The sequence below is a fragment of the Chromobacterium sp. IIBBL 290-4 genome (assembly GCF_024207115.1).
Taxonomy (GTDB): Bacteria; Pseudomonadota; Gammaproteobacteria; order Burkholderiales; family Chromobacteriaceae; genus Chromobacterium.
In genome coordinates, this window is the sequence record NZ_CP100128.1 from 3,687,700 (window position 1) to 3,710,207 (window position 22,508).

General features: G+C 61.5%; 23 protein-coding genes. 10 read left to right on the forward strand and 13 right to left on the reverse strand.

Translation table 11 applies throughout. The features are described from left to right. The first annotated feature begins 12 nt into the window (after positions 1-12). From NKT35_RS17245 to NKT35_RS17265, 5 genes are all read left to right on the forward strand, one after another. On the forward strand, positions 13-321 hold the full coding sequence (locus NKT35_RS17245; protein ID WP_254295274.1) for a (2Fe-2S) ferredoxin domain-containing protein: 309 nt from the start codon (positions 13-15) through the stop codon (positions 319-321). Beyond that, a complete protein-coding gene (locus NKT35_RS17250) occupies positions 321-929 on the forward strand; it encodes an alpha/beta hydrolase (protein ID WP_254295276.1) in 609 nt (202 codons plus the stop codon). The genes NKT35_RS17245 and NKT35_RS17250 overlap by 1 nt, the downstream gene beginning before the upstream one ends. A 55-nt stretch (positions 930-984) precedes the next feature. Then, complete coding sequence (locus tag NKT35_RS17255; RefSeq protein WP_254295278.1) at positions 985-1,560, forward strand: HD domain-containing protein; 576 nt, start codon at positions 985-987, stop codon at positions 1,558-1,560. A gap of 143 nt (positions 1,561-1,703) precedes the next feature. Next, on the forward strand, positions 1,704-4,784 hold the full coding sequence (locus NKT35_RS17260) for a response regulator (RefSeq protein ID WP_254295280.1): 3,081 nt from the start codon (positions 1,704-1,706) through the stop codon (positions 4,782-4,784). Further along, positions 4,781-5,893, forward strand: coding sequence for an HD-GYP domain-containing protein (locus NKT35_RS17265; RefSeq protein WP_254295282.1), 1,113 nt, complete (start codon positions 4,781-4,783; stop codon positions 5,891-5,893). Before NKT35_RS17260 ends, NKT35_RS17265 begins: the two co-directional genes overlap by 4 nt. Positions 5,894-5,901: 8 nt before the next feature. Here NKT35_RS17265 and rnk read toward each other — a convergent pair whose 3' ends face one another. The 4 genes from rnk to NKT35_RS17285 form a co-directional block, all read right to left on the reverse strand. Next, positions 5,902-6,306, reverse strand: coding sequence for a nucleoside diphosphate kinase regulator (rnk, locus tag NKT35_RS17270; RefSeq protein WP_254295284.1), 405 nt, complete (start codon positions 6,304-6,306; stop codon positions 5,902-5,904). Between the two features lie 171 nt (positions 6,307-6,477). Then, the gene (locus NKT35_RS17275) at positions 6,478-7,335 is read right to left on the reverse strand and encodes a flagellin N-terminal helical domain-containing protein (protein WP_254295286.1); all 858 of its coding nucleotides are present in this window, start codon (positions 7,333-7,335) and stop codon (positions 6,478-6,480) included. 154 nt (positions 7,336-7,489) lie between these two features. Next, a complete protein-coding gene (map, locus tag NKT35_RS17280; RefSeq protein ID WP_254295288.1) occupies positions 7,490-8,287 on the reverse strand; it encodes a type I methionyl aminopeptidase in 798 nt (265 codons plus the stop codon). 76 nt (positions 8,288-8,363) lie between these two features. Next, positions 8,364-9,143 (reverse strand): response regulator, encoded by a 780-nt coding sequence (locus tag NKT35_RS17285; RefSeq protein ID WP_254295290.1) that lies wholly within the window; start codon positions 9,141-9,143, stop codon positions 8,364-8,366. A gap of 144 nt (positions 9,144-9,287) precedes the next feature. Between NKT35_RS17285 and NKT35_RS17290 the strand changes: the two genes are divergently transcribed. Then, on the forward strand, positions 9,288-10,409 hold the full coding sequence (locus NKT35_RS17290; protein WP_254295292.1) for a response regulator: 1,122 nt from the start codon (positions 9,288-9,290) through the stop codon (positions 10,407-10,409). A gap of 19 nt (positions 10,410-10,428) precedes the next feature. Here the strand turns inward: NKT35_RS17290 and NKT35_RS17295 are convergent, their stop codons facing one another. Then, positions 10,429-11,694 carry an Hsp70 family protein gene (locus NKT35_RS17295; protein ID WP_254295294.1) on the reverse strand — a complete coding sequence of 422 codons (1,266 nt, stop codon included), beginning with the start codon at positions 11,692-11,694 and terminating at the stop codon, positions 10,429-10,431. Positions 11,695-11,832: 138 nt separating this feature from the next. Here NKT35_RS17295 and NKT35_RS17300 point away from each other — a divergent pair, with 138 nt between their 5' ends. Continuing rightward, on the forward strand, positions 11,833-12,174 hold the full coding sequence (locus tag NKT35_RS17300; RefSeq protein WP_254295295.1) for a hypothetical protein: 342 nt from the start codon (positions 11,833-11,835) through the stop codon (positions 12,172-12,174). A 412-nt stretch (positions 12,175-12,586) separates the two neighbouring features. Then, positions 12,587-12,808, forward strand: coding sequence for a hypothetical protein (locus NKT35_RS17305; RefSeq protein ID WP_254295297.1), 222 nt, complete (start codon positions 12,587-12,589; stop codon positions 12,806-12,808). A gap of 372 nt (positions 12,809-13,180) precedes the next feature. Here NKT35_RS17305 and NKT35_RS17310 read toward each other — a convergent pair whose 3' ends face one another. The 6 genes from NKT35_RS17310 to trxB form a co-directional block, all read right to left on the reverse strand. After that, positions 13,181-14,443 carry a Y-family DNA polymerase gene (locus NKT35_RS17310; RefSeq protein WP_254295299.1) on the reverse strand — a complete coding sequence of 421 codons (1,263 nt, stop codon included), beginning with the start codon at positions 14,441-14,443 and terminating at the stop codon, positions 13,181-13,183. Further along, positions 14,440-14,865, reverse strand: coding sequence for a LexA family protein (locus tag NKT35_RS17315; protein WP_254295301.1), 426 nt, complete (start codon positions 14,863-14,865; stop codon positions 14,440-14,442). The genes NKT35_RS17310 and NKT35_RS17315 overlap by 4 nt, the downstream gene beginning before the upstream one ends. 128 nt (positions 14,866-14,993) lie before the next feature. After that, a complete protein-coding gene (locus NKT35_RS17320; RefSeq protein ID WP_254295303.1) occupies positions 14,994-16,397 on the reverse strand; it encodes a PhoH family protein in 1,404 nt (467 codons plus the stop codon). A gap of 58 nt (positions 16,398-16,455) precedes the next feature. Continuing rightward, on the reverse strand, positions 16,456-16,908 hold the full coding sequence (locus NKT35_RS17325; protein ID WP_254295305.1) for a peroxiredoxin: 453 nt from the start codon (positions 16,906-16,908) through the stop codon (positions 16,456-16,458). Positions 16,909-16,988: 80 nt separating this feature from the next. Further along, the gene (locus NKT35_RS17330) at positions 16,989-17,621 is read right to left on the reverse strand and encodes a Smr/MutS family protein (RefSeq protein ID WP_254295307.1); all 633 of its coding nucleotides are present in this window, start codon (positions 17,619-17,621) and stop codon (positions 16,989-16,991) included. Between the two features lie 16 nt (positions 17,622-17,637). After that, the gene (gene trxB, locus NKT35_RS17335; RefSeq protein WP_254295309.1) at positions 17,638-18,591 is read right to left on the reverse strand and encodes a thioredoxin-disulfide reductase; all 954 of its coding nucleotides are present in this window, start codon (positions 18,589-18,591) and stop codon (positions 17,638-17,640) included. 124 nt (positions 18,592-18,715) lie between these two features. Between trxB and NKT35_RS17340 the strand changes: the two genes are divergently transcribed. Both NKT35_RS17340 and NKT35_RS17345 read left to right on the forward strand, forming a co-directional pair. Next, on the forward strand, positions 18,716-18,904 hold the full coding sequence (locus tag NKT35_RS17340; RefSeq protein ID WP_254295311.1) for a putative motility protein: 189 nt from the start codon (positions 18,716-18,718) through the stop codon (positions 18,902-18,904). A 120-nt stretch (positions 18,905-19,024) separates the two neighbouring features. Further along, positions 19,025-19,804 carry a class I SAM-dependent methyltransferase gene (locus tag NKT35_RS17345; RefSeq protein ID WP_254295313.1) on the forward strand — a complete coding sequence of 260 codons (780 nt, stop codon included), beginning with the start codon at positions 19,025-19,027 and terminating at the stop codon, positions 19,802-19,804. A 32-nt stretch (positions 19,805-19,836) separates the two neighbouring features. Here NKT35_RS17345 and NKT35_RS17350 read toward each other — a convergent pair whose 3' ends face one another. Next, complete coding sequence (locus NKT35_RS17350; protein ID WP_254295315.1) at positions 19,837-20,829, reverse strand: hypothetical protein; 993 nt, start codon at positions 20,827-20,829, stop codon at positions 19,837-19,839. A gap of 733 nt (positions 20,830-21,562) precedes the next feature. Further along, a complete protein-coding gene (locus tag NKT35_RS17355) occupies positions 21,563-22,504 on the reverse strand; it encodes a thioredoxin domain-containing protein (RefSeq protein WP_254295317.1) in 942 nt (313 codons plus the stop codon). Positions 22,505-22,508 lie beyond the last annotated feature (4 nt).

Here is a 22,508-nt window from a genome sequence, read left to right on the forward strand (position 1 = left end):
CGAGACAGACTCATGAGCTTTTTCGACAAGCATGTATTCATTTGCTGCAACCAGCGCGCCGAAGGCGAGAGCTGCTGCAACAACTTCGGCTCCAGCGAGCTGCTGGGCTATATGAAGGACAAGGTCAAGGCCTTGGGCCTGGCTGGCGAGGGCAAGATCCGCGTCAATAAGGCGGGCTGTCTGGGCCGCTGCGACGATGGCCCGGTCATGGTGGTGTATCCGCAAGAGACTTGGTACACCTTCGTCGACAAGGAAGACATCGACGAGATCGTCAGCGAGCACATGGTGCATGGCCGCGTGGTGGAAAGGCTGAAAATCTGATGTTGAAGGCCTTGAACAAGATCCAGATCGCCGGTCCGGTCGGCGCGCTCGACACCATCCATGTCGCGGCGCAGGGCGAGGCGAGCGGCGTCGCGGTGATTTGCCATCCTAACCCGCTGCAGGGCGGCACCCACACCAACAAGGTGGTGCAGACTGCGGCGAAAGCCTTGTCGCAGATGGGTTATGCCTGCTACTGCCCGAATCTGCGCGGCGTGGGCGATAGCGAAGGCGAGCACGACCATGGCCTGGGCGAGGTGGACGACGTCATCGCCGTGGTCGATTACGTCAAGGCGCAGCACCCTGGCCTGCCCTTGGCGCTGGCGGGCTTTTCCTTCGGCGGCTTCGTCGCCGCCCGCGCCCGCGCGCGCATCGAGGCGGACAAGTTGTTGCTGATGGGCGTGGCGGTAGGCAAGTACCCGATCCCCACGCCGGATGTGCCGGCGGACACGCTGCTGATCCACGGTGAAGAGGACGAGGTGATTCCCTTGTCCAGCGTCATGGACTGGGCGCGGCCGCAAAGCCTGCCTGTCTTGGTGCTGCCTGGAGCGGGCCATTTCTTCCATGGCCGGCTGGTGCAGCTGGCGCAAATGATCCAGCGATGCTGGTAAGCATCAAGAGCAGGCCGCGGCCTGCTTTTTTTGTACCCATAGTAAAGAGAAAAAGATGCAGAACATCATTGATTTCGTGCTGGAGATCGACAAGCTCAAGCAGGTGACGCGCAAGACCCGCGTGTTGAACAGCGACCGTTATGAAAACTCGGCCGAACACAGCTGGCAGATCGCGCTGTTGGCGGCCTCCCTGCAGCCTTACGCCACCGAGCCGGTGGACATCGATCGCGTGATCGTCATGTTGCTGGTGCACGATATCGGCGAGATCGAGACCGGCGATACCATCGTCTACGCCGAGGGCGGCTGGGAGGAGCGCAAGGCGCAGGAGCTGGCCTGCGTCACCCGCATTTTCAGCTTGCTGCCGGAGGGGCAGGGCGGGCATTTCCTCGCGCTATGGAAGGAGTTCGAGGCTGGCGAGAGCGCCGACGCGCGCTTCGCCAACGCGGCGGACCGGGCCATGCCGGTTTTGCTCAACCTGGCCAATAGCGGCCAGAGCTGGCGCGAGAACGGCATTCGCCACAAGCAGGTGATCACGCGGGTGGCGCCGCCCATCCAGGATGGCTGTCCGGCCCTGTGGGCTTATCTGGAGGGCCGTCTGCTGGATGCCAAGCAGAAAGGCTGGCTGGCCTGATGGCCGCGCCGCATGGCCATGCGCTATGCGGAACGGCAAGCGGCATGGGGCTTTGCTATGCTGGATGTTGAACAAGGACAATAGCAAGCCCGCCAATCGCGGGATGAGGGAGATTTTCATATCCGCCTCGGGGAGTGTCGCGCATGCAGCTTCCGGAATCCGCTTCCGCCGAAACGTTCGAGTTTCTGTCGACCAAGCAGCCTAGCCGTTCGCAATATCGGCTGGCATTGGGCGTGGCGGTTTTTTCTACGCTTTTTTTCCTGCTGGCCCTGCCTTTCGCCAAAACGCCGCTGGCGAAGGTGTGGGCCTTCATTCCTGTCTATCAGTCGGCCCTGGCGCTGAACGACCTGATCACCGCGATTCTGTTGTTCGGGCAGTTTTCCATTCTGCGGATGCGGGTCTTGCTGCTGCTGGCGGCGGGCTATCTGTTCACCGGCTTGATGGCGGTGGCCCATGCCCTGAGTTTCCCTGGGCTGTTCGCTGAGCACGGCCTGTTCGGCTCCGGTCCGCAGACTACGGCCTGGCTGTATATGCTGTGGCATTCCGGCTTTCCCATCCTGATTGTCATTTATTCCCAGTGCGACAGCTTGCCCCGGCGCGGCAACCGGGTCTGGCTGGCCGTTTTCCTTTGCGTGTCCGCGGTGGCGGCCGCCGTGGCCGCGCTGACGGCGTTGACCACGGCCGGCCATGAGTCGCTGCCTACCATCATGCAGGGCAACCACTACACGCCGCTGATGTTCGGCGTGGTCAGCAGCGTCTGGGGCTGCAGCATGCTGGCCTTGGTCGCCTTGTTGTTGAAGCGGCCGAGAACGGTGCTGGATTTGTGGCTGATGGTGGTGATGTTGGCCTGGATCTATGATATCGCCCTGTCGACGGTGTTCAATGCCGGCCGCTTCGATCTGGGGTTTTATACCGGGCGCATTTACGGCTTGCTGGCCGCCAGCTTCGTGCTGGCGGTGCTGTTGCTGGAAAACGGCATGCTGTACGCGCAGCTGGCCGCGACGGCGAGAGCGCTGGGCCAGGCGCGGGACGCGGCGGAAGACGCGACGCGCGTCAAATCCTTGTTCCTGGCCAATATGAGTCACGAAATCCGCACCCCGATGAATGCCATCATCGGCATGGCTTACTTGGCGCTGCGGACGGAGCTGACCGATCAGCAGCGCGACTACGTGAGCAAGATCCACAACGCCGGCGCGGCGCTGCTGGGCATCATCAACGACATCCTGGATTTCTCCAAAGTGGAGGCGGACAGGGTGGAGCTGGAGAAGGTGCCCTTCCTGCTGGACGATGTGCTCGACAATGTTTCGGCGGTCGTGGCCCAGAAAGCCGCGGACAAAGAATTGGAGCTGCTGTTCGAGGTCGGGCGGGCGGTGCCGGTGGAATTGGTCGGCGATCCGCTGCGGCTGGGGCAAATTCTGATCAACCTGATAGGCAATGCGATCAAGTTCACTGAGAAAGGGCAGGTCGCCTTGATGGTGACGCTGCTGGATCAGGAGGAGGGGCGGGCAAGGCTGCGGTTTGGCGTGCATGACACCGGTCCCGGCATGGATGAAGCGCAGCGCTCCAGGCTGTTCCAGCCGTTTGTGCAGGGCGATGGCTCCACCACGCGCCGCTACGGCGGAACCGGCCTGGGCCTGACCATCGCGCAGCGGCTGGTGGAGCTGATGGGCGGGCGCATCGAGGTGGAATCCTCGCCAGGCTGGGGCAGCACCTTCAGCTTCTCGGCCGAGCTGGGGCTGGCGAGGGAGCGGCAGCCGGGACGCCGCAACATCATGCCGCAAGAGCTGAAAGGCTTGCGAGCGCTGGTGGTGGACGACAATGGCTCCGCGTGCCAGATATTGGCCGAGCAATTGCGCTCGCTCGACTTTACAGTGGAATGCTGCGAGAGCGGCGAAGAAGGGCTGGCTTGTTATAGAGAGGCCGCGCAAGAAAGGCCCTTCGATTTGGTGTGCGTGGACTGGATGATGCCGGGCATGGACGGCATGGAAACCATCCGCGGCCTGCGCGCGCTGAGCCGGAGCGTCCGCATTGTGTTGGTGACGGCGTTCTGCCGCGACGATGTGCGCGGGCTGCTCGAGCGGGCCGGCGGCGATGCCGTATTGTTCAAGCCGGTCAGCCGCTCATCCTTGTTCGATGTGGTGATCCATGCTTTGCAGACGGCAGCCAGCCGCCGTCTGGTGGCGGTGGAGAAGCAGGAGGCCCTGCCGCAATTGCACGGCTTGCGGCTCCTGCTGGCGGAAGACAACAAGATCAATCAGCAGATAGCCATCGAGCTGTTGCAGGGCGCGGGCGCGCAAGTAACGGTGGCGGACAACGGCCAGCAGGCGCTGGACGCGCTGGCGGAGCGCGGGCCAGGCGCATTCCATGCGGTATTGATGGATGTGCAGATGCCGGTGCTGGACGGCGTGGAGGCGACGCGGCTGCTGCGGCTGGATGAGCGCTTTTCCGCATTGCCGGTCATCGCCATGACGGCGGACGCCATGCCGGAGGAAAAGGAGAAATGCCTGCGGTCCGGCATGAACGCGCATATCTCCAAGCCGGTGGATCCGCGGCTATTGCTGGCCACTTTGGCGCACTGGACTCGGGGCGATGAGGTCAAGCCGGTTGAAGCGCCCGAGGCTGAGCCGTTCCCCTTGCCTAGAGTGGCCGGCCTGGATGTGGAGTCGGGTTTGCGGCGCGTGGCGGGAAACCGCAAGCTGTATCTGCACTTGTTGCGGCAGTTCGCGGAGGAGGAGAAGGACGCCCCGATGAATCTGTCGGCGGCCTTGTCCGGCGACGATCTGAGAGAGGCGGAAAGAATCATCCATGGCTACAAGGGCGTGGTGGGCAGCATAGGGTTGATGCAGCAGCACGAAAGGTCCATCGTTTTGGAGAAAGCCATACGCGCGCGCGGCGGGTATCTGGCGCTGCTGCCGGATTTCGAGCGCGGCCATGCCGACTTGATGGCCGATCTGGGCGCGGCGCTGGCCGGTTTCGAGCCGGATGCCGCAGAGGATGGCGGCGATCCTGCCCAGGTCAGCCGCTTGGAGAGTTTGCTGCAGGCCAACGACGGCGAAGCGTTGGGTTTTTTCCTGGATCATGCGCCGGCGATTCGCGCCGCGCTGGGACGCGAGGCCTGCCAGTCGTTCGAGCGGGCGTTGAACAGTTTTGACTTCGTCGAGGCGCTGGCTGTGCTGAATCGGGCGGTCTCTTCGGGGGAAGAGCATGAAAGGAGGGGGCGATGAAAGCAGCTTACGACCCATCCGGGCGGCAGGTGGTGCTGATCGTCGACGACGCGCCTGAAAGCCTGACGCAGCTATATGGTTTGCTTAAGGATCAGTATCGGGTGCTGGTGGCCAATGGCGGCGAGCGGGCGATGCAGATCGCGGCGGGCGATCCCTTGCCGGACCTGGTGCTGCTGGATGTGATGATGCCGGGCATGGGCGGTTTCGAAGTGTGCCGGCGCTTGAAGGCCTATCCTCGCACCGCGGATATTCCCGTCATCTTTCTGACGGCGATGGGCGAAAACGAGGATGAGCAGCAAGGCTTCGATGTCGGCGCCGCCGACTACATCGTCAAGCCGGTCTCTCCGCCTATCGTGCTGGCCCGGGTGCGCACGCACCTGAGGGCCAAGGCCGCCTCAGACTTCCTGGAGGACAAGGCCGCGTTTCTGCAAAGCGAGGTGGAGAGGCGCAGCCGCGAGCTGCAGCTGTCGCAGGATGCCGCCATCGTGGCGCTGGCGTCCCTGGCGGAAACGCGGGATCAGGAAACGGGCAACCATATCCGCCGCACTCAGAATTATGTTCGTCAGCTGGCGATACAGCTGCGGCATCATCCGCGCTTTCGCGAGCAGCTGGACGAGGCCACCATCGACATGCTGTACAAGTCGGCGCCGCTGCACGATATCGGCAAGGTCGGCATTCCGGACCATATCTTGCTGAAGCCGGGCAAGCTGACGCCGGAAGAGTTTGAAATCATGAAAACCCATACCACCTTGGGGCGGGACGCCATCGCCACGGCGGAAAAGATATTGGACGCGCCGAGCAGCTTCCTTCGTTTCGCCCGCGAGATCGCCTATGGCCATCAGGAAAAATGGGATGGCAGCGGCTACCCTCAGGGTTTGGCCGGCGAAGCGATTCCTTTGTCGGCGCGCTTGATGGCGGTGGCCGATGTCTATGACGCGCTGATTTCGCGCCGGGTGTACAAGGACCCGATGGCGCATGCCCTGGCTGTGGACTTGATACGCGAAGGCAGCGGCAGGCATTTCGATCCGGACATCGTAGCGGCTTTTTTGCAGATCGCCGATCAGTTCCACGCCATCGCCGAGCGTTACGCCGACGATGGCGAGGCTTGAGACCGGGCTTAGCGGTGCAGGTCGCCGGAGGCTTCCGGCTGGTAGACCAGTTCCAGAATAGTCAGGTGGGTGAGGCCGGAAGGCGTGGGCCAATCTATGGATTGCCCGACCGACAGCCCGAGCAGGGCGGCGCCTATCGGCGCCAGCACCGAGATGCGGTTTTGTTCGCTGTCCGCGTCGCGCGGGTAGACCAGGGTGAGCTGTTTTTCCTGGTCTTCGCCCAGGCGGATGCGGGCGGTGCTGTTCATGGTAACCACATTGGCGGGCATGGCGTCCGGCTCCAGCACTTCGGCGCGCTCCAGCTCGGCCTCCAGTTGCGCGGCGACCGCGTGGGCGCCATCGCAGGTTTCCAACAGCGTGGCCAAGCGCTCGTAATCCAGCGTGGAAACTGTTATTGCCGGCCGTGTCGTCATCGCATGCTCCTTCAGATAGACAAAGGGCACCGCGAGGGGTGCCCAATACTCGACGCCTCCGCATGAGGCGTGGCTTGATCTTAATGGATATGCGTTGCCGGGGACAATAGTCTATTGGATTTAAATTGCTTAAATAAGTCTTATTTTGTAAACAAATTGTCCTGTGTGGTTTTATCCGAGCAGGGATAGCGCGGCTTGCGGGGCGATATTGGCCTGCGCCTGCGTCAGCGTGCCCGCCTGTCCCAAGATTTGCTGCGAGGCCAGTTGCGCGGTGGCTGCCGCGAAGTCGGTATCGCTGATCCGGCTATTGGCAGCCTGATTGCTGATGTTGGAAGTCTGCAGGTTGTTGATGACGGAATTGAAGCTATTGCTGATGGCGCCCAGCGTGCTGCGTTGAGAGCCTATGGTGCCCAGATCCGCCTGGGTATTCTGTTGCGCCGCCAGCGCGTTGGCCTGTGTGGTGACGTCTATGGTGTTGGTGGCGCCAAGGTTGGCGTTGTAGCCATTCAAGCCGCCGGCGGCGGGGGCGGAGGAGAGATTGATGCCGGGCACGGTCAGCTGGTCGGACGCGGTGCCGTTGGCGCCGACCTGGAAGGTGGTGGCGTTGCCGCCGCTGAGCAGCGGGGTGCCGTTGAATTGCGCGCTTTGAACGATCTGGGAGTTGGATTGCGTGAGCTGGTCCACTTGCTGCTGCAGCGCCTGGCGGTTGCTGCTGTTCAGCGCGCCATCGCCGGCCTGGATCGCCAGCGTCTGGATTTGCTGGGTGTTGTCTTGCAGTTGGCTGAGCGCGGAATCGGCGGTTTGCACCATGGAAATGCCGTCGCTGGTGTTGTTCAAGGCCTGATTGTTGCCATTGATCTGCGCTTGCAGCTGTTGGGAAATGGCCAGATTGGCGGCGTTGTCCGCGGCGCTGTTGAGTTGGGAGCCGGAGGCCAGCTGCGCCAGGATCTGTTTCTTGGCCTGCTGGGTCTTATCGAGCTGATATTGGCCGGACAAGGCGGAAAGGTTGGTGTTGACGGACAGCGCCATGATGTTTCTCCTGCAAACGTACCGCCGGAAGGCAATATTTCCGTTTCAGTTTAGAAACAACGCGTTGCAGGCGCAATGGGGATTTAAAGATCGCAACAATTCTTTGCAAAACGCGCCAGGCCCGCCAGGCAAATCGGCAGGCCCGCGCGGAGGATTACTTGAAGCTGGGCTTCTCCGGGGTGCCGGCGGACTGGGTCAGGATTTCATAACCGGTTTCGGTGACCAGTATGGTGTGCTCCCACTGCGCCGACAGGCTGCGGTCCTTGGTCACCACGGTCCAGCCATCCGCCAGCACGCGCAGATGGCGCTTGCCCTGGTTGATCATCGGCTCGATGGTGAAGATCATGCCGGCCTGGATTTCCAGTCCGGTGCCGGGGCGGCCGTAGTGCAGGATTTGCGGTTCTTCATGGAACTGCTTGCCGATGCCGTGGCCGCAAAACTCTTGCACCACGCTATAGCCCGCCGACTCGGCATGGCTTTGCACCGCGTAGCCGATATCGCCCAGCGTCGCGCCCGGCTTCACTTTTTCTATGCCTTTCCACATGGCTTCGTAGGTGATCTTGCACAGGCGCTTGGCGTGCGGGCTGACCTCGCCGACGAAGAACATGCGGCTGGTGTCGCCGTGATAGCCATCCTTGATCACGGTGATGTCCAGGTTGACGATGTCGCCGTTTTTCAGCGGCTTGTCGTTGGGAATGCCGTGGCAGATGACGTGGTTGACCGAGGTGCAGATGGACTTGGGGTAGGGGGCATGGCCGCCGGGCGCGTAGTTAAGCGGAGCCGGGATGGTGCCTTGTTCCTTGACCATGTAGTCGTGGCACAGCTTGTCGATGGCCTCGGTGGTGATGCCGGGCTTGATGTGCGGGGTGATGAAGTCCAGGACTTCCGAGGCGAGGCGGCCCGCGACGCGCATTTTTTCGATGTCGTTGGCGTCTTTGATATGAATGCTCATGGGATGGCTTGCGTTTTCTGGCGGCTAATGAGACGTAATTCTATCAAAACAAAGGAGGAAGGTCAGCCTGCCCAGCCTAGCCGGAATGCTTGTCCAGCCATTGTTGCAATTGATTGAACAACTCGGCCAGGCTGGCGCGGAACTCGGCGAACCGTTCCTCCAGATCGGGTTCGGCTCCCAGAATGGCGTTTTCCAGCGCCAGGGTGCGCTCGACGAAGGCGGCGTGGACAAAGGTGCCGAGCGAGCCGCGGTATTTGTGCACCAGGCGGGCGGCGGCCTCCAGCTCCCCGTTTTGCCACAGCCGGTGGGCCTGTTCGAAGTCCACGCGGCTATTGGCCATCGCATCGCGCAAGGCGTTCGTCAGTTTGGTCGGGGCGATATCGTGCAAGGCATTCAAGTTGTCTAGACGGAGCAGGCTGGCGGAGAGGGGCGCGGCTGTCGCCGCCGGCGCGGGGGCTGCGGCCCTGCCCCGTATGCTATCGAACACGGCCAGGAGCTTCTCGCCATCGATAGGCTTGCTGAGGAAGCCATTCATGCCGACCTGGATGCAGTGCTGCACCTCGCTGGCCTGATGCGACGCGCTCAGCGCGATGACGGGCGTCGCCAGCTTCAAGGCATGCCGGATGGCGTGCGTGGCGGCATAGCCGTCCATCACCGGCATTTGCAGGTCCATCAGGATCAAATGGTAAGGCTGGCTGGCGTCGCGCAGTTTTTGCAAAGCTTCCGCGCCATGGATGGCGAAATCAAGTTCGATGTCCTGGCCCTCTACCAGGCTGGCCACCACCATATGATTGATGTCGCTGTCGTCAACCAGCAGCACGCTCAGGCGCTTGCCATCGGATCGAGGGTTTGCCATATCGTCTCCATTAGGTGAGCGGCGGGGCGTTTTTGCCATGCCGCCCAGAGCGCGACGAGCTATAGCATTAATACCGACAGGCGCGCGCGGGCGGTTCGCAAGCCGCTGATGCTGAAAGATTAGACAAGCGGAAGGGCGGAATAAATGGGGAAACACAAGATTCTGGTGGTGGATGACGATCCTATTGTGATCCAGATCATGCAAATGCTGTTCGACGAGACGCTGGAGGTGATCTGCGCCAGCAATGGCGACGAGGGCTTGCATGCTGTAGCCGGGCATGGGCCGGACATTGTGCTGCTGGACATCCAGATGGACGGCATGGACGGCTATGAAGCTTGCCGGCGGATCCGTCTGCTGGATCTGGATAGCCAGCCCTATGTGATCTTTGTTTCCGCCCACTGCGATCCGGTGCAGCGGCTGGCGGCCTATAGCGTCGGCGGCGAGGATTTCGTGAGCAAGCCGCTGCAGCCGGAAGAACTGGTGCGCAAGGTGGACCAGGCCCTGCGCCTGCGCCGGGAGATCAATGATTTGCGCAGCCAGGCGCAGGGCGCGATGTCGGTGGCGATGTCGGCGATGACCGACAGCAGCGCGCTGGGCGTGTGTCTGCAATATTTCCGCCAGCTGTTCAGCGTGCCTAACGAGGCGCAACTGATGGAGGTGACGTTGCGGACCATGGACGAGTTCGGCCTCAACGGTGCGGTGCAATTGCGCATGCGGAACGGCGAAACCAAGACGCTGAACTCAGAGAAGAAAATCAACCCGATGGAGATGCTGCTGCTGCAGGATCTATCCGCCGACCGGCAGCATATCGTGTCCTATGGCACCCGCACCGCCTTCAATTACGGCCAGGTCTCCGTGCTGATCAAAAACATGCCGGTGGACGATATCGAACGTTACGGCAAGCTCAAGGATTATCTGGCCCTGGTCGCCGAGGGCGCGGCGGAAAGAATGAACGCGCTGGAAAAGGAAGGCTTGGCCGATATGCTCGCCTTCGCCCGCGGCACGATCAATACGATCAGCCATAGCTATCAGCGGCAACAGGGCGCCACCCGGGCACTGTTCGACAAGATGCGCGAGGAGTTCGAGGACGCGCTGATGTATCTTGGCCTGAGCGAGGCGCAGGAAGGGGCGCTGATCGAAATCATCAGCAAGACCAACCTGGAGGTGGACCAGCTCTACAGCAGCGGCTTGGCCCTGGATGAGCACATGAGCGCGCTGTACGCCAAGCTGGGGGGCGAGGAGCCGACCGGGCAGGATCAGTCTTGATCTCCCGGCCGGCGCCGGGTCAGCCGTAGCGTTTTTTCGCTTCGATGGCCAGGCCGCTGCCGATGCTGCCGAACAGATTGCCTTCCACGTGATGCGCGTTGGGCAGCAAGGCGCGCACGCCCGCGCGCAGCGCCGGCACGCCGCTGGAGCCGCCGGTGAAGAAGACGGTGTCCACGGCGTCGGCTTTCAGGCCGGCGTCCGCCAGCAATTTGCCGACGGTGGCGCGCACCCGGTCCAGCAAGCCCGCGATGCTGTCCTCGAAGTCCAGTCGGCCCAGCTCGCAGCTCAAGCCCTTTTCGATGGGATCCAGCAAGATGCGGTGGCTGTCCTGATCGGACAGCGCGATCTTGGCCGCCTCCACCTCCATGGCCAGCCAGTGGCCAGCCCGCTCTTGGATCAGCTTGAACAAACGGTCCAGTTTCTGCGGCTCGGCGGCGTCGCGATGCACGTCTTGCAGATCCATCCAGGCCTTGCGGGTGTAAGCAAAGTTGATGGTGTGCCAGGTGGCCAGATTGAAATACTGGCTGGACGGCATTTCCGCGTTGTTGCGCAGCCGGGTTTTGAAGCCGAACTGCGGCATCACGCCATGCAGGCTGAGCTGGCGGTCGAAGTCGGTGCCGCCGACGTGCACGCCGCCGGTGGCCAGGATGTCGCCGCGGCGTTCGTCATGGCCGCGCCGCTCCGGCGACAAGCGGATCAAGGTGAAGTCCGAAGTGCCGCCGCCGATGTCGACGATCAGCACCAGCTCTTCCTTCTGGATGTTGGACTCGTAGTCGAAAGCCGCCGCGATGGGTTCCAACTGGAAGGAAATTTCCTTGAAGCCGACCTGGCGGGCGATATCGGCCAGCGTGTCCTCGGCCAGCTTGTCGGCTTGCGGATTGTCGTCGACAAAATACACCGGGCGGCCCAGCACCACTTGCTCGAAATCGCGGCCGGCGCCGGCCTCGGCGCGCAGCTTCAACTCCTGAATGAACAGTTTGAGCAGGTAGCGGAAAGACAGCGCCTTGCCTTGCACCTCGGTCTGGCTGTCTATCAGGCTGGAGCCGAGCAGGCTTTTCAGCGAGCGCATCAAGCGGCCTTCATAGCCTTCCATATACTCCGCCAGCGCGGCGCGGCCGAAGCGGGCGTAGTCTTCCTCATAGTTGAAGAATACCACCGAGGGCAGCGTGATCTTGCCGTCTTCCAGCGCCAGCATGCTGTCCTGGCCCGGGCGCAGCCAGCCCACGGTGGAGTTGGAGGTGCCAAAGTCGATTCCGCAGGCGCGGGCGGCATTTTGGTCATTCACTTGGCATCTCCTTGAAATTAAAAGAGGCGCGATGTTACTGGGAAATGGCGGGAATGGGAAGGGCGGCGGACTTGTTCCGGCTTCTGGGTATAATTATTATGAAATTGTCATCGATATTGGGCGCTTATGAAAACTATCATGACAGCCTTGCTGTCGCGAAAAACACTGAGAGAATTCAATCTGGCCCTGCCGTTCCTGATGTCGATTTTGGCTTGGGCGGGATATTTGCCGGCTTGGCATCTCATGTTGGCGGGTTCCTGGTTGTTCGCCTTGTATGACTTGCAAGTCGTCGAGCCGGGACAGCTGTTTCTGCCTGCCAGATGGCGAAGCGCGATCGGTGTTTTGAGCGGTGGCGCTTACTTGGCGTGCTGGCGCTGGGATAGCTTCCTGGCGTTGGCCTTGGCGGCGATGCTGCCTTGGTTTTTGCGCGACTGGAGCATCGCGCGGGAGGCGCGAACGCAAGCGCGAACCAGCCATTGAGATGTGTGGAGCGCTTGTCAGAGGGCAGGCCGCTGGCCTGGAAAGTCCGCAGCCATGGCCGCTGTAAAAGCCTGAAGGATGCATGTTCAGCGTTTGGATGACGGTTCATCTCCATTCTTGGGGCGCTATGCATCGTCAGCTAACCGCGAACGAATGTTCGCAGACGGCGGCACGGCTGTCCGCCGGGGTCTGGGCGGATGGTATGAATCAAGCCGGCGCGAGCAAGATCATGTGGCGTACTGATTTCATTAGGGGTGCAAGCGCGCAAGACGGCCTCGCGCACCGAAAGCGGGGCCGGGCGGCAAGCTTGGCCGGAAAGCGCGGGAAACCTCATCTATGCTGTAAAGGCTGTCGCGTATTTTGTCGGGCGAATGGCTGGGCGATTGGGGCGGCGGCATGGGGGAGGGGTGCGATGAAGATAGACGATTTCAATGTGGTGGCCGACCTTATCGGCATGAAAAAACGGTCGCGCGAGGCAGTGTGGTTGATGGAGGTCGAAGGGATGACGGGCTACTTTGCCGCGAAGCAGATGGATTTGAGCGAGTCCACCGTGTCGCGGGCGCATGCTCGCTTCCGTCGCGCGTTGCGTCAGCTGAATGCCTTGGCTGGGCATTTGCCCTTGCCCTTGCATTAGGCTGGAGATTCCCTTATATCGGGCCAGCCGTTTGGCTGGCTTTGTTTTTTGCGGCGCGGCGGAGCCTTGGGCCGCTAATCAGGCGTCTTCCTCTTCCGTAAACCATGTGCTGTTTGCGCCGGCGGGCCTCGGCTCTGGTCTTCCGGTGGGTTTTGTCAGCCGGACGGTTAAGAGGCGGCAGAGGCGAAAGGCGCTGGAATCCGCGCCTGGGTTTAGGCAAGTTTCGCGTTCCGGCCCGAGAGAGACGTTTGCAGATTGCGATGGCGATTTCGAATTTCTCGCCCGATGGCGGATATGTGATGCCGCTTGCGCGACGAACTGGTGAGTCTCAGCCGGAGCGTGGCGCTGCGGGCTGGCGGATGTTCGTCGCGCTTACCTGACTTCAAGCAACTGTCGGATGTCTGTGGTGTAGCAGGGCGAGCGCTGGTCCTTGCGCATTTCCCAGTCCGCGGTCAGCGCCTCGCTGGCCAGCTTGATCTTGCCGCGGCCATGCGCTTGGTTGATGGCGTCCAGCGTTTTCATCAATTGCGCCCGGCGCGGATCGACGGGCTCGGAGAAAAGGTCGGTCTGGCGCAGCGCGCGCGGGGCTAGCTCGAGCAAAACAATGCCGGCTTTCAGGTAGCGGCGGCCGGGGCGGAAAATCTGGCGCAGGCCGTTGAGCGCGGCGCGGGTCAGCGCCAAGGTGTCATCGGTGGCGGGGCTCAACGGGATGACGGTGTAGCCCCGATAAGGATCTTCCTGGTGCGGGCTGGTGCGGATGCTGATTGCGATCAGACTGGCTACGCTTTGCTGGGCGCGCAGTTTCTCCGCCGCGTGGGCGACATGGAAGCTGACGGCCGAGGCCAGCGTTTCCAGCCGGGCGGCTTTTTCGCCGAAAGAGCGGCTGGAGATGATCTGCTGCCGCGGCGGCGCGATGTCCGCCAAGGCGAGGCAGCTGACGCCGGCCAGCTCGCGCGCGGTGCGCTCCAGCGTGACGCCGAAACTGCGCTGTATCAGTCTGGGGTCGGCCCGCTTCAGTTCCAGCGCGCTGGTGATTTCCAGCTCTTCCGCCAGCCTGGGAGCCAGGCGCGGGCCCACGCCCCAGACTTTGCCGACGGGGATGGCGGCCAGCAGCGCGTCGATTTCGGGTTCCGGCCGGCCTTCCCAGCTGAAAACGCCGCCGTGCTCGGCATGTTTTTTGGCAAGGTGGTTGGCCAGCTTGGCCAGCGTTTTGCTGGGGCCGATGCCGACGCAGGCGGGGATGCCTATCCGCCGCCAGATGTTTTCGCGCATCGCTCTGGCGCGTTCTTGCTTGTCTTCCAGTCCGTCCAGTTGCAAGAAACATTCGTCAATCGAATAGATTTCCTGCCGCGGCGCGAAGTCGGCCAGGATGGCCATCATGCGCCGGCTCATGTCGCCGTATAGCGCGTAATTGCTGGAAAAGACGGTTACGCCGTATTCGCGGCATTGGTCGGCGATTTCGAAATAAGGACCGAACATTTTCAGACCCAGCGCCTTGGCCTCGGCGCTGGCCGCCACCACGCAGCCGTCGTTGTTGCTGAGCACGACGATGGGTTTGCCTATCAGGTCGGGCCGGAACACCCGCTCGCAGCTGGCGTAAAAAGAATTCCCGTCGACCAGGGCGAAGGCGCTCATCGGAATTTCTTCACGCAGGCGGTGACGACGCCCCAGATCAGCCATTCCTGGCCCTCTGCGGGGTAAAGCGTGGGGTAGGCGGGGTTTTCCGCTTGCAAGGCGTGCCAGCCTCGTTCCATGCGCAAGCGTTTGACGGTGAACTCGCCGTCCACCGCGGCCACCACGATGTCGCCGTGGAGCGGCGTCAGCCCCTTGTCCACGATCAGCAGGTCGCCTTCGTCTATGCCTGCGCCAGACATGGAATCGCCCGCCACCCGGACCATGAAGGTGGCTTGCGGGTCTTGCACCAGATGGGCGTACAAGTCTATGGGTTCATGGGCATAGCCTTCCGCCGGAGAAGGGAAGCCGGCGCGAACGCTGGCATCGACCAGCGGCAAGGTCTGGCTTTGATGTGGCGGAAGGAGGCGGGCGGGGTGGAGCATGATAGGATTTTTGAAATTGTACTAATTCAAGATACGCTATCGCGGCGAGAAAGGCAAATGCCGGCGATGGCGCGGCGCGGTCAAGAAAAACGGCGCCGCGATGGGCGCCGTTGCGGAGCGGGCAGACGTTACAGCACTTCGCCGGCGTAATCGGCCAGCCGCGAGCGTTCGCCGCGCTGCAGCGTGATGTGGGCCGAGTGGCCCCAGCCCTTGAAGCGGTCCACCACATAGGTCAGGCCGGAGCTGCCTTCCGTCAGATAGGGGGTGTCGATCTGGCTGACGTTGCCCAGGCATACCACCTTGGTGCCGGGGCCGGCGCGGGTGACTAGGGTTTTCATCTGCTTGGGCGTCAGGTTTTGCGCCTCGTCTATGATCAGATACTTGTTGAGGAAGGTGCGGCCGCGCATGAAGTTGAGGCTTTTCACCTTGATGCGGCTGCGGATCAGGTCGCGCGTCGCCGCGCGGCCCCAGTCGCCGCCGTCGTCGTCGCTCTTGTTCAGCACATCGAGGTTGTCTTCCAGCGCGCCCATCCACGGCGCCATCTTTTCCTCTTCGGTGCCGGGCAGAAAGCCGATGTCCTCGCCCACCGGCACGGTGACGCGGGTCATGATGATTTCGGAGTACAGCTTCTGCTCCAGCGTCATCGCCAGGCCCGCCGCCAGCGTCAGCAGCGTTTTGCCGGTGCCGGCCTGGCCCAGCAGGGTGACGAAGTCGATGTCCGGGTTCATCAGCATGTTCAACGCGAAGTTCTGTTCGCGGTTGCGCGCGGTGATGCCCCAGACGTTGTTCTTGTTGTGGCTGTAGTCTTTCAGCGTTTCCAGCACCGCGCTCTTGCCTTCTTGCTGGATGACGCGGGCCTGGAAGGGTTTGTCGCCTTCCTGCCATAGCAGTTGGTTGACGTAGAGGGCGGTCATGTCCGGACCGGTGAGCTGATAGTAGCTGCGGCCGTGGTCTTGCCAGGACTTGATGTCCTTGCTGTTGCGCTCCCAGAAGTTCTGGTCGATTTCGCGGGTGCCGGTATACAGCACGTCGGTGTCTTCCAGCACCTTGTCGTTGAAGTAGTCTTCGGCCTCCAGGCCCAGCGCGCGGGCCTTGATGCGCATATTGATGTCTTTGGACACCAGGATGACCGAGCGGCCTTCGTGATAGCCCTTGAGCGCCATCACGATGCCGAGAATCTGGTTGTCGGCCTTGCCTACCGGCAGCGAGGAGGGCAGCGTGCCGTTGATGGCCTGGGTCTGCAGGATCAGCTTGCCGCTGGCGGCGTCGCGGCTGGCGCGTTTGAGGGGGATGCCTTCGGCGATGTTGAGTTCGTTGCCGCTGATGATTTCATCGAGGAAGCGGCTGGCTTGGCGGGCGTTGCGGGCGACTTCGGACATGCCCTTCTTGTGGGTGTCCAATTCTTCCAGCGTGATGATGGGGATGAACACATCGTGTTCTTCAAAGCGGTACAGACAGGTGGGGTCGTGCAACAGTACATTGGTATCCAGAACGAACAGCTTGCACGCGGTGGTCTTTTTGCGGCCGGCCATGATGTGGTCCCCTTGTTCATGTTGTGGCCCGGCCGGTCGGCCGGGCAGGTACAGCCCTTTACAGCGTTTTGACGTACGCCAGAACCTCCTCCGCGTGACCGGGCACTTTGACGCCGCGCCATTCGCGCGCCACATTGCCTTGTTTGTCGATGACGAAAGTGCTGCGCTCTATGCCGCGCACCTGTTTGCCGTACATGTTTTTCATCTTGATGACGCCAAACAGATTGCAGGCGGTTTCCTCGCCGTCGGACAGCAGCTCGAACGGCAACTCCAGTTTGGCCTTGAAGTTGTGGTGGGATTTCAGGCTGTCGCGGGAGATGCCGACGATCTCGGCGCCCAGGGCGGCGAACTCCGCGTGCAGATCGCGGAAAGCCATGCTCTCATTGGTGCAGCCGGGCGTGTTGTCCTTGGGATAGAAGTAGATCACCAGCGGTTTGCGGCTGGCGGCAAGCGTGAAATCGGCGCCGGCGGTGCCGGGCAGGGTGAAGTCGGGGCAGGGTGTGCCTGTCATGCATTGCTCCTCAATAGGTGCAGGGGGTGCAGGGGTCCGCCTTGTTTTGAGCTTAGCGGATTCGCCCTATGGTTGTCACGTTATCCTTGGTCTTGAAATTCCGCCGGCGGACGACGCAGCAGCACCAGCAGCGAGCCGCCGTCGACGCCGGGTTCGGCTTCGCAGAAGGCCAGCACGTCGGGGTGGTGTTGCAGCCAGCTGCGCACCAGCTTTTTCAAGACCGGTTCGCCTTGAGGCGAGCCGAATCCTTTGCCATGGATCACCTTGACGCATTGGCCGCGTTGCCGGGCGCGATGGATGAACAGCGATAGCGCGTCCTGCGCCTGGTGGCGGTCATAGCCGTGCAGGTCCAGCTTGGCGCATACCGGCCAATTGCCCTGGCGCAGCCGTTTCAGCGTGGCGTGCGGCATGCCGGCGCGCGCGAACTGGTGCGGCAGCTCGGGCGGTTCGAACCAGCCTATCGCATGCTGCAGGATTTCTTGCTGAACAGAGGCGCGCAGCGCCGGACCCTGGCTGGGTTTGCGCGGACGCGGCTTGGGCTTGGGGAGCTCGTGATGGTGGCGGCTGTCGGTTCTCAGCGGCTTGACGTCGCGAAACAGCTGGCGGAAGTCGAGTTCCTCGGGCGCAGCGGGCTGCGGCGGCGCCGCCTTTTCAGGGGCGGGCTGCCGCAGCGTCTGGCGAAGTCCCTTCAAAGAATCCTTGAAGGTCTTCATGATGCCGGTTCCGGGCTTACTTCAGGCTGTCGAGGTAGCGCTCGGCGTCCAGGGCTGCCTGGCAGCCGGAGGCGGCGCTGGTGACGGCCTGGCGGTAGATGTGGTCTTGCACGTCGCCGGCGGCGAATACGCCCTCAATGCTGGTGGCGGTGGCATTGCCTTCGCGGCCGCTCTTGGTGATCAGGTAACCGGTGCTGTCCATTTCCAGCTGGCCCTTGAAGATGTCGGTATTGGGCTTGTGGCCGATGGCGATGAACACGCCGGTCAGCGCCAGCTCTTCGCTGCCGCCGGCGTTCAGCTTGACGCGCACGCCGGTCACGCCGGTGTTGTCGCCCAGCACTTCGTCCAGCGTGGCGTTCAGCTTCAGGCTGATCTTGCCTTCTGCGACGCGGCTCATCAGCTTGTCGACCAGGATTTTCTCGGCGCGGAAGGTGTCGCGGCGGTGGATCAGGGTGACGTGCTTGGCGATATTGGCCAGGTACAGCGCCTCTTCCACGGCGGTGTTGCCGCCGCCGACTACCGCCACATCCTGGTTGCGATAGAAGAAGCCGTCGCAGGTGGCGCAGGCGGACACGCCCTTGCCGGAGAAGGCTTCTTCCGACGGCAGGCCCAGGTATTGCGCGGAGGCGCCGGTGGCGATGATCAGCGCGTCGCAGGTGTACTCGCCGGCGTCGCCGACCAGGCGGATCGGCTTCTCGTTCAGGTGGGTGGTGTGGATGTGGTCGAACAGGATTTCAGTGCCGAAGCGCTCGGCGTGCTGCTGGAAGCGCTGCATCAGTTCCGGACCCATCACGCCGGCGGCGTCGGCCGGCCAGTTGTCCACGTCGGTGGTGGTCATCAGCTGGCCGCCTTGGGCCATGCCGGTGATCAGGACCGGCTTCAGATTGGCGCGGGCGGCGTAAACGGCGGCGGTGTAGCCGGCGGGGCCGGAGCCAAGAATCAGCAGAGGGTTGTGACGGGTTGCGCTCATTGTGTGTTTTCCTGTCATCGAAAAGGTGGGGGTGGCGCGTATTTTAGCAGTTTTGCTGTGACAGCAGGCCGCGAGGCGGTTAGACTGCAAGTAGTAACGCATGAATGAGCTAGGAGGTGGGGGCATGGACGCAGTAAGTCAAGTCGGCGCGCAAGGCGTCAGTACCAATCTGCAGGCGACCGTATTGAAAAAGGCGATGCAGGCGGATGCCGCATCCACGCTCACGCTGTTGCAAGGCGTGGATCAATCCTCAGCGCAAATCCAGGCTTCCAATCCGGCGCATCTGGGTCAAAACCTCGACGTGCGCGCCTGAGCTGTTCTTTAACATGCATGCGAGCGAAAGCGGCCTTCGGCCGCTTTTGTCGTTTTTGCATGCCCCAAAATTGAAACTCATTTATCATATTTGGTGGGCGTGTCATGGGGGGGGCGCAAAATGGTTGCCATTCGAGATGAGGCGGAGCAGGGCTTTGGCAAGGAAGCGCAGGCCTATGCGCGCGGCCGGCCGGAGTATCCGGAAGGTTTGAGAGGTTGGCTGAGCGACACGCTGGGCGTGGCCGAAGGACGCGTCGCGCTGGATCTGGGCGCGGGCACCGGCAAATTCACCCGGCTGCTTGTCGATGCCGGAGCGACGGTGCTGGCGGTGGAGCCGGTGGAGAATATGCGCGAGCAATTGCGGCAGCGCCTACCCATGGTGGAGGCTTTGGCCGGCAGCGCCGAGACGATTCCGCTGCCGGATCAATCGGTGGATGTGGTGGCCTGCGCGCAGGCTTTCCATTGGTTTGCCAACGACAAGGCGCTGGCGGAAATTCATAGGGTGTTGAAGCCGGGCGGGCGCCTGGGCCTGGTGTGGAATGTCCGCGACGAGTCTTATGACTGGGTGCGCAAGATCAGCGAATTGATGACGCCGCTGGAGGGCGATACGCCGCGCTTTCATTCCGGCGAGTGGCGGCGGCCCTTTGGCGAAAACTGCGGTTTTTCGCCGTTGGCCTTCGCGGTATTGACGCATAGCCATGTCGGCGCGCCGCAGCAGGTCATCATTGATCGTTTTCGCTCGGTCAGCTTCATCGCCGCCTTGCCGGATGCGGACAAGCAAGGCTTTCTGGATCAACTGCAGGCATTGATCGACAGCCATCCCGCATTGCAAGGGCGCGCTGAACTGGCCTTTCCATATCGAACCGAGGCTTATTGCTGCGTGCGTTTGTCGAATAAATAAAGGCGGCCTCGGCCGCCTTTGCCATTCGGCGCTCAGTAACTGATGGCAGTCGCTGTCGGGTTGGCGGTGGCATTCACATTGCAGCCCACTTGCTGCAGGACGTTGGCTTGCCAGCCTAAGCCAGACGGTTGCGTGATCTGCCGCTTGTTCACGTCAAACAGCTGAACATTGTTGAAACTCATCGCGCCGTCGGCCGGATAGTCCTGGCAACTGGCCACGCCATATACTTCCAGCACGCCGCCGAAAGCCCAGTTGAAGGTCTGGCCATAGTTGCCGGTCTGGTTCAGCGGGCTCTCCACGTTCAGGGTGGCGTCGCGGGTATTGATGTTCCATGAGCCGCAGGTTTTCGTTCCAGCCTTGCAGTTGTTTTGCACCGTGCCGACGATCTGGTCGCCGCTGTTCACCGTTTGCGGCGAGCTGTGGTTGACGGTGCCGTCCTGGCAGCAGTTCCAGCTGGCTATGGTCCAGGCGCTGTCGCCAAAGGCGTTCCAGCCCAGCACCGGCTGCAGGATGCTTTGCACATTGTTGTGATCCTGCAGGCCGGGGAAGAAGTAAACCACCTGGCCGTCATTGCTGCTTGGCGCGGCGGGTACGATCCAGCTGGCGTTGATGCCGCCATAGGCCGAACTGGTGATCAACTCGCTGTCCGCCACCCAGCCGCTGACGCCATCATCCTGCGTGGACGCTGAAGGGGTCTTGCCGGCGGCTTGGCGATCCTGAGGCCCGATTTTCTGGCCGCTCAGGCTGTAACGAGCATGCGCGCAGCGGGCGCCGGCGCGGACGCTGCCATTGGCGGCCTGGATTTTGCCTAGCGGCAATAACTTTTCTCCAGCAGAAATTTCCTGCACGCAGCTGGGGTGGAAGTAGCCGAATGGCGTGACGACATAGTCGCCAGGCACCTTGGCGGGATGGCTGGGCGTAGCCGCCGCGGCGGTAAGATTGGCCGCCGGCGCGTGGCCGGAAGCGAGTAGGGCGATGCAAAGCAAAAGGGGTTGGATCAGATTTCTGCCAGTCAGGATGGCCATGCTTGCTCCTTGGAGTGAGATGGGGGGGGAATTCCTGATGCGTTGATCCTGGCGGGTGCGCGGCGCGCGGACTGCGCCGCGCTTGAAATTGAGTGTAATTGACCCTGCCGTCTAGGAACCTGGTCCTTTTGATAGTTGTGGCCCGTATGGCATGCGATGCTGTTTATCCATATGAAAATGCCTGCCTTCTCGTTGAGAAGACAGGCCTGGTCTTATTTGTGAGGCCTACGCCCTTTTCTATATGCTAAGCACCCGGATGTGCCGAGAAGTGCACCTGCGATGGCTAGCAACAGGGGCGTCAGCGCATGGCGAATTGTTTCATCCAGCGTGTGAGTCCATTGTTGGATTCGACCTGCCCACTCTGCTGCTAGGATTAATAGCAGAAAACTGGCGACCACACTGATCAATACGACCAATAGATTACGCAATTTGCTTCATTCGCAATGGTTGCCCAGATAAGCAGCACCCGCGCCCAGTAGGCCTGACAGCGCCGCGAACCCCGCAAGGGCAGGAGTCGCGGGGGTTGGAATGGCGGCGGCTCCACCTGCGACAGCTGCTGCCGCACCTAGTCCAATGCCGACATCATTTAAAGACGTGCAGATTGCGCGAGCGGATCCACCCAGCAAGGCTATTTCAGAAGTTTGCAATTCACGCATGATTTTTCCTTTGTTTAGATTGAGCTATTTCAGATAGAGGGTTAGCTCTTACCCTATATTCGGGTTCAAGTAAGGCTTTAATCATCTGGATCTAGTAGATTGGCGGCTAAGCTGAGAAGAATCCGGATTTTTCCAATGCCATGGCTGACAGGGGATAGCAGGTTGAGAGTGCTGCCATGGAGCAAGATGGCAGAGGGGGTGCCTGCAGCCTTTAAGTGTCGGTACACCGTCATCTTCTCGTCTTCGAGAGAATAGATGCCGGGAAGGGATGCATTGGCTATAGATTCAGGCATTTCTTTTGTCCCATTACTGATTAGCACAATAGGAAAATCGATACCGAACCCATGAATGAATTTGGCGATGTATGCCAGTGCGCGTTTGCAATGGGGGCAATCACTGGCCAAGAAGACCAGCATAAGCGGTTTGTCCGGAATCGCAGCTTCTTCGAGGCGAACATGAGTGTTTTGATAGCGTCCAAGTACTAGGCCTGGGCTCAGCGAGTCTGTTGGTCTATTTGAGGCCGCCGGTTCTGGAGTTTGTTGTTGCGCTGGGGCCAAGGAGGCGATGGCGGCTATTGTGGCTAGAAGATAAAAGAACAGCATGACAGGCCAGCTTGAAGTGGGCTGCAGTTGTGGTTCTGCCTTCCAGTTCAGATAGAGGATGAGCGTAGCGCAGATGGCTAGCCATGCCCGGAGCGCATGAGCGGCGATCCGACTGGCTGGTGTGAAGCGGCCCAGGCAATTGCAATGTTTCCCGGCAAATGTGCCCAGCAAGGCGACCAGCAAGGCGAAGGTTGCGGCTATAGCTTGTAGCCAACCTAGTTGGGCGGTCGCCATCGAGGCGGCGATCGCAAGCTGCAGCCAGCCAAAATATCGGGATTGTGCTGCTTTCACCAAAATCGATTGGGGATGGTCTGGTTTAGGACTCAGTCCCAGCGGCAGAATGGAAAGGGCTGAAAGCCAGGAGGTCAAGAACAGCGAGCCAAAAGCAAGGGCGTGGGTGAAAGAGAGGTAGTCCATGACT

What these genes read in the sequence shown, in the direction of transcription:
- NKT35_RS17245 (WP_254295274.1), top strand. Translation starts at nt 13, where the DNA reads ATGAGCTTTTTCGACAAGCATGTATTCATTTGCTGCAACCAGCGCGCC.
- NKT35_RS17250 (WP_254295276.1), top strand. Translation starts at nt 321, where the DNA reads ATGTTGAAGGCCTTGAACAAGATCCAGATCGCCGGTCCGGTCGGCGCG.
- NKT35_RS17255 (WP_254295278.1), top strand. Translation starts at nt 985, where the DNA reads ATGCAGAACATCATTGATTTCGTGCTGGAGATCGACAAGCTCAAGCAG.
- NKT35_RS17260 (WP_254295280.1), top strand. Translation starts at nt 1,704, where the DNA reads ATGCAGCTTCCGGAATCCGCTTCCGCCGAAACGTTCGAGTTTCTGTCG.
- NKT35_RS17265 (WP_254295282.1), top strand. Translation starts at nt 4,781, where the DNA reads ATGAAAGCAGCTTACGACCCATCCGGGCGGCAGGTGGTGCTGATCGTC.
- rnk (WP_254295284.1), bottom strand. Translation starts at nt 6,306, where the DNA reads ATGACGACACGGCCGGCAATAACAGTTTCCACGCTGGATTACGAGCGC.
- NKT35_RS17275 (WP_254295286.1), bottom strand. Translation starts at nt 7,335, where the DNA reads ATGGCGCTGTCCGTCAACACCAACCTTTCCGCCTTGTCCGGCCAATAT.
- map (WP_254295288.1), bottom strand. Translation starts at nt 8,287, where the DNA reads ATGAGCATTCATATCAAAGACGCCAACGACATCGAAAAAATGCGCGTC.
- NKT35_RS17285 (WP_254295290.1), bottom strand. Translation starts at nt 9,143, where the DNA reads ATGGCAAACCCTCGATCCGATGGCAAGCGCCTGAGCGTGCTGCTGGTT.
- NKT35_RS17290 (WP_254295292.1), top strand. Translation starts at nt 9,288, where the DNA reads ATGGGGAAACACAAGATTCTGGTGGTGGATGACGATCCTATTGTGATC.
- NKT35_RS17300 (WP_254295295.1), top strand. Translation starts at nt 11,833, where the DNA reads ATGACAGCCTTGCTGTCGCGAAAAACACTGAGAGAATTCAATCTGGCC.
- NKT35_RS17305 (WP_254295297.1), top strand. Translation starts at nt 12,587, where the DNA reads ATGAAGATAGACGATTTCAATGTGGTGGCCGACCTTATCGGCATGAAA.
- NKT35_RS17310 (WP_254295299.1), bottom strand. Translation starts at nt 14,443, where the DNA reads ATGAGCGCCTTCGCCCTGGTCGACGGGAATTCTTTTTACGCCAGCTGC.
- NKT35_RS17315 (WP_254295301.1), bottom strand. Translation starts at nt 14,865, where the DNA reads ATGCTCCACCCCGCCCGCCTCCTTCCGCCACATCAAAGCCAGACCTTG.
- NKT35_RS17320 (WP_254295303.1), bottom strand. Translation starts at nt 16,397, where the DNA reads ATGGCCGGCCGCAAAAAGACCACCGCGTGCAAGCTGTTCGTTCTGGAT.
- NKT35_RS17325 (WP_254295305.1), bottom strand. Translation starts at nt 16,908, where the DNA reads ATGACAGGCACACCCTGCCCCGACTTCACCCTGCCCGGCACCGCCGGC.
- NKT35_RS17330 (WP_254295307.1), bottom strand. Translation starts at nt 17,621, where the DNA reads ATGAAGACCTTCAAGGATTCTTTGAAGGGACTTCGCCAGACGCTGCGG.
- trxB (WP_254295309.1), bottom strand. Translation starts at nt 18,591, where the DNA reads ATGAGCGCAACCCGTCACAACCCTCTGCTGATTCTTGGCTCCGGCCCC.
- NKT35_RS17340 (WP_254295311.1), top strand. Translation starts at nt 18,716, where the DNA reads ATGGACGCAGTAAGTCAAGTCGGCGCGCAAGGCGTCAGTACCAATCTG.
- NKT35_RS17345 (WP_254295313.1), top strand. Translation starts at nt 19,025, where the DNA reads ATGGTTGCCATTCGAGATGAGGCGGAGCAGGGCTTTGGCAAGGAAGCG.
- NKT35_RS17350 (WP_254295315.1), bottom strand. Translation starts at nt 20,829, where the DNA reads ATGGCCATCCTGACTGGCAGAAATCTGATCCAACCCCTTTTGCTTTGC.
- NKT35_RS17355 (WP_254295317.1), bottom strand. Translation starts at nt 22,504, where the DNA reads ATGGACTACCTCTCTTTCACCCACGCCCTTGCTTTTGGCTCGCTGTTC.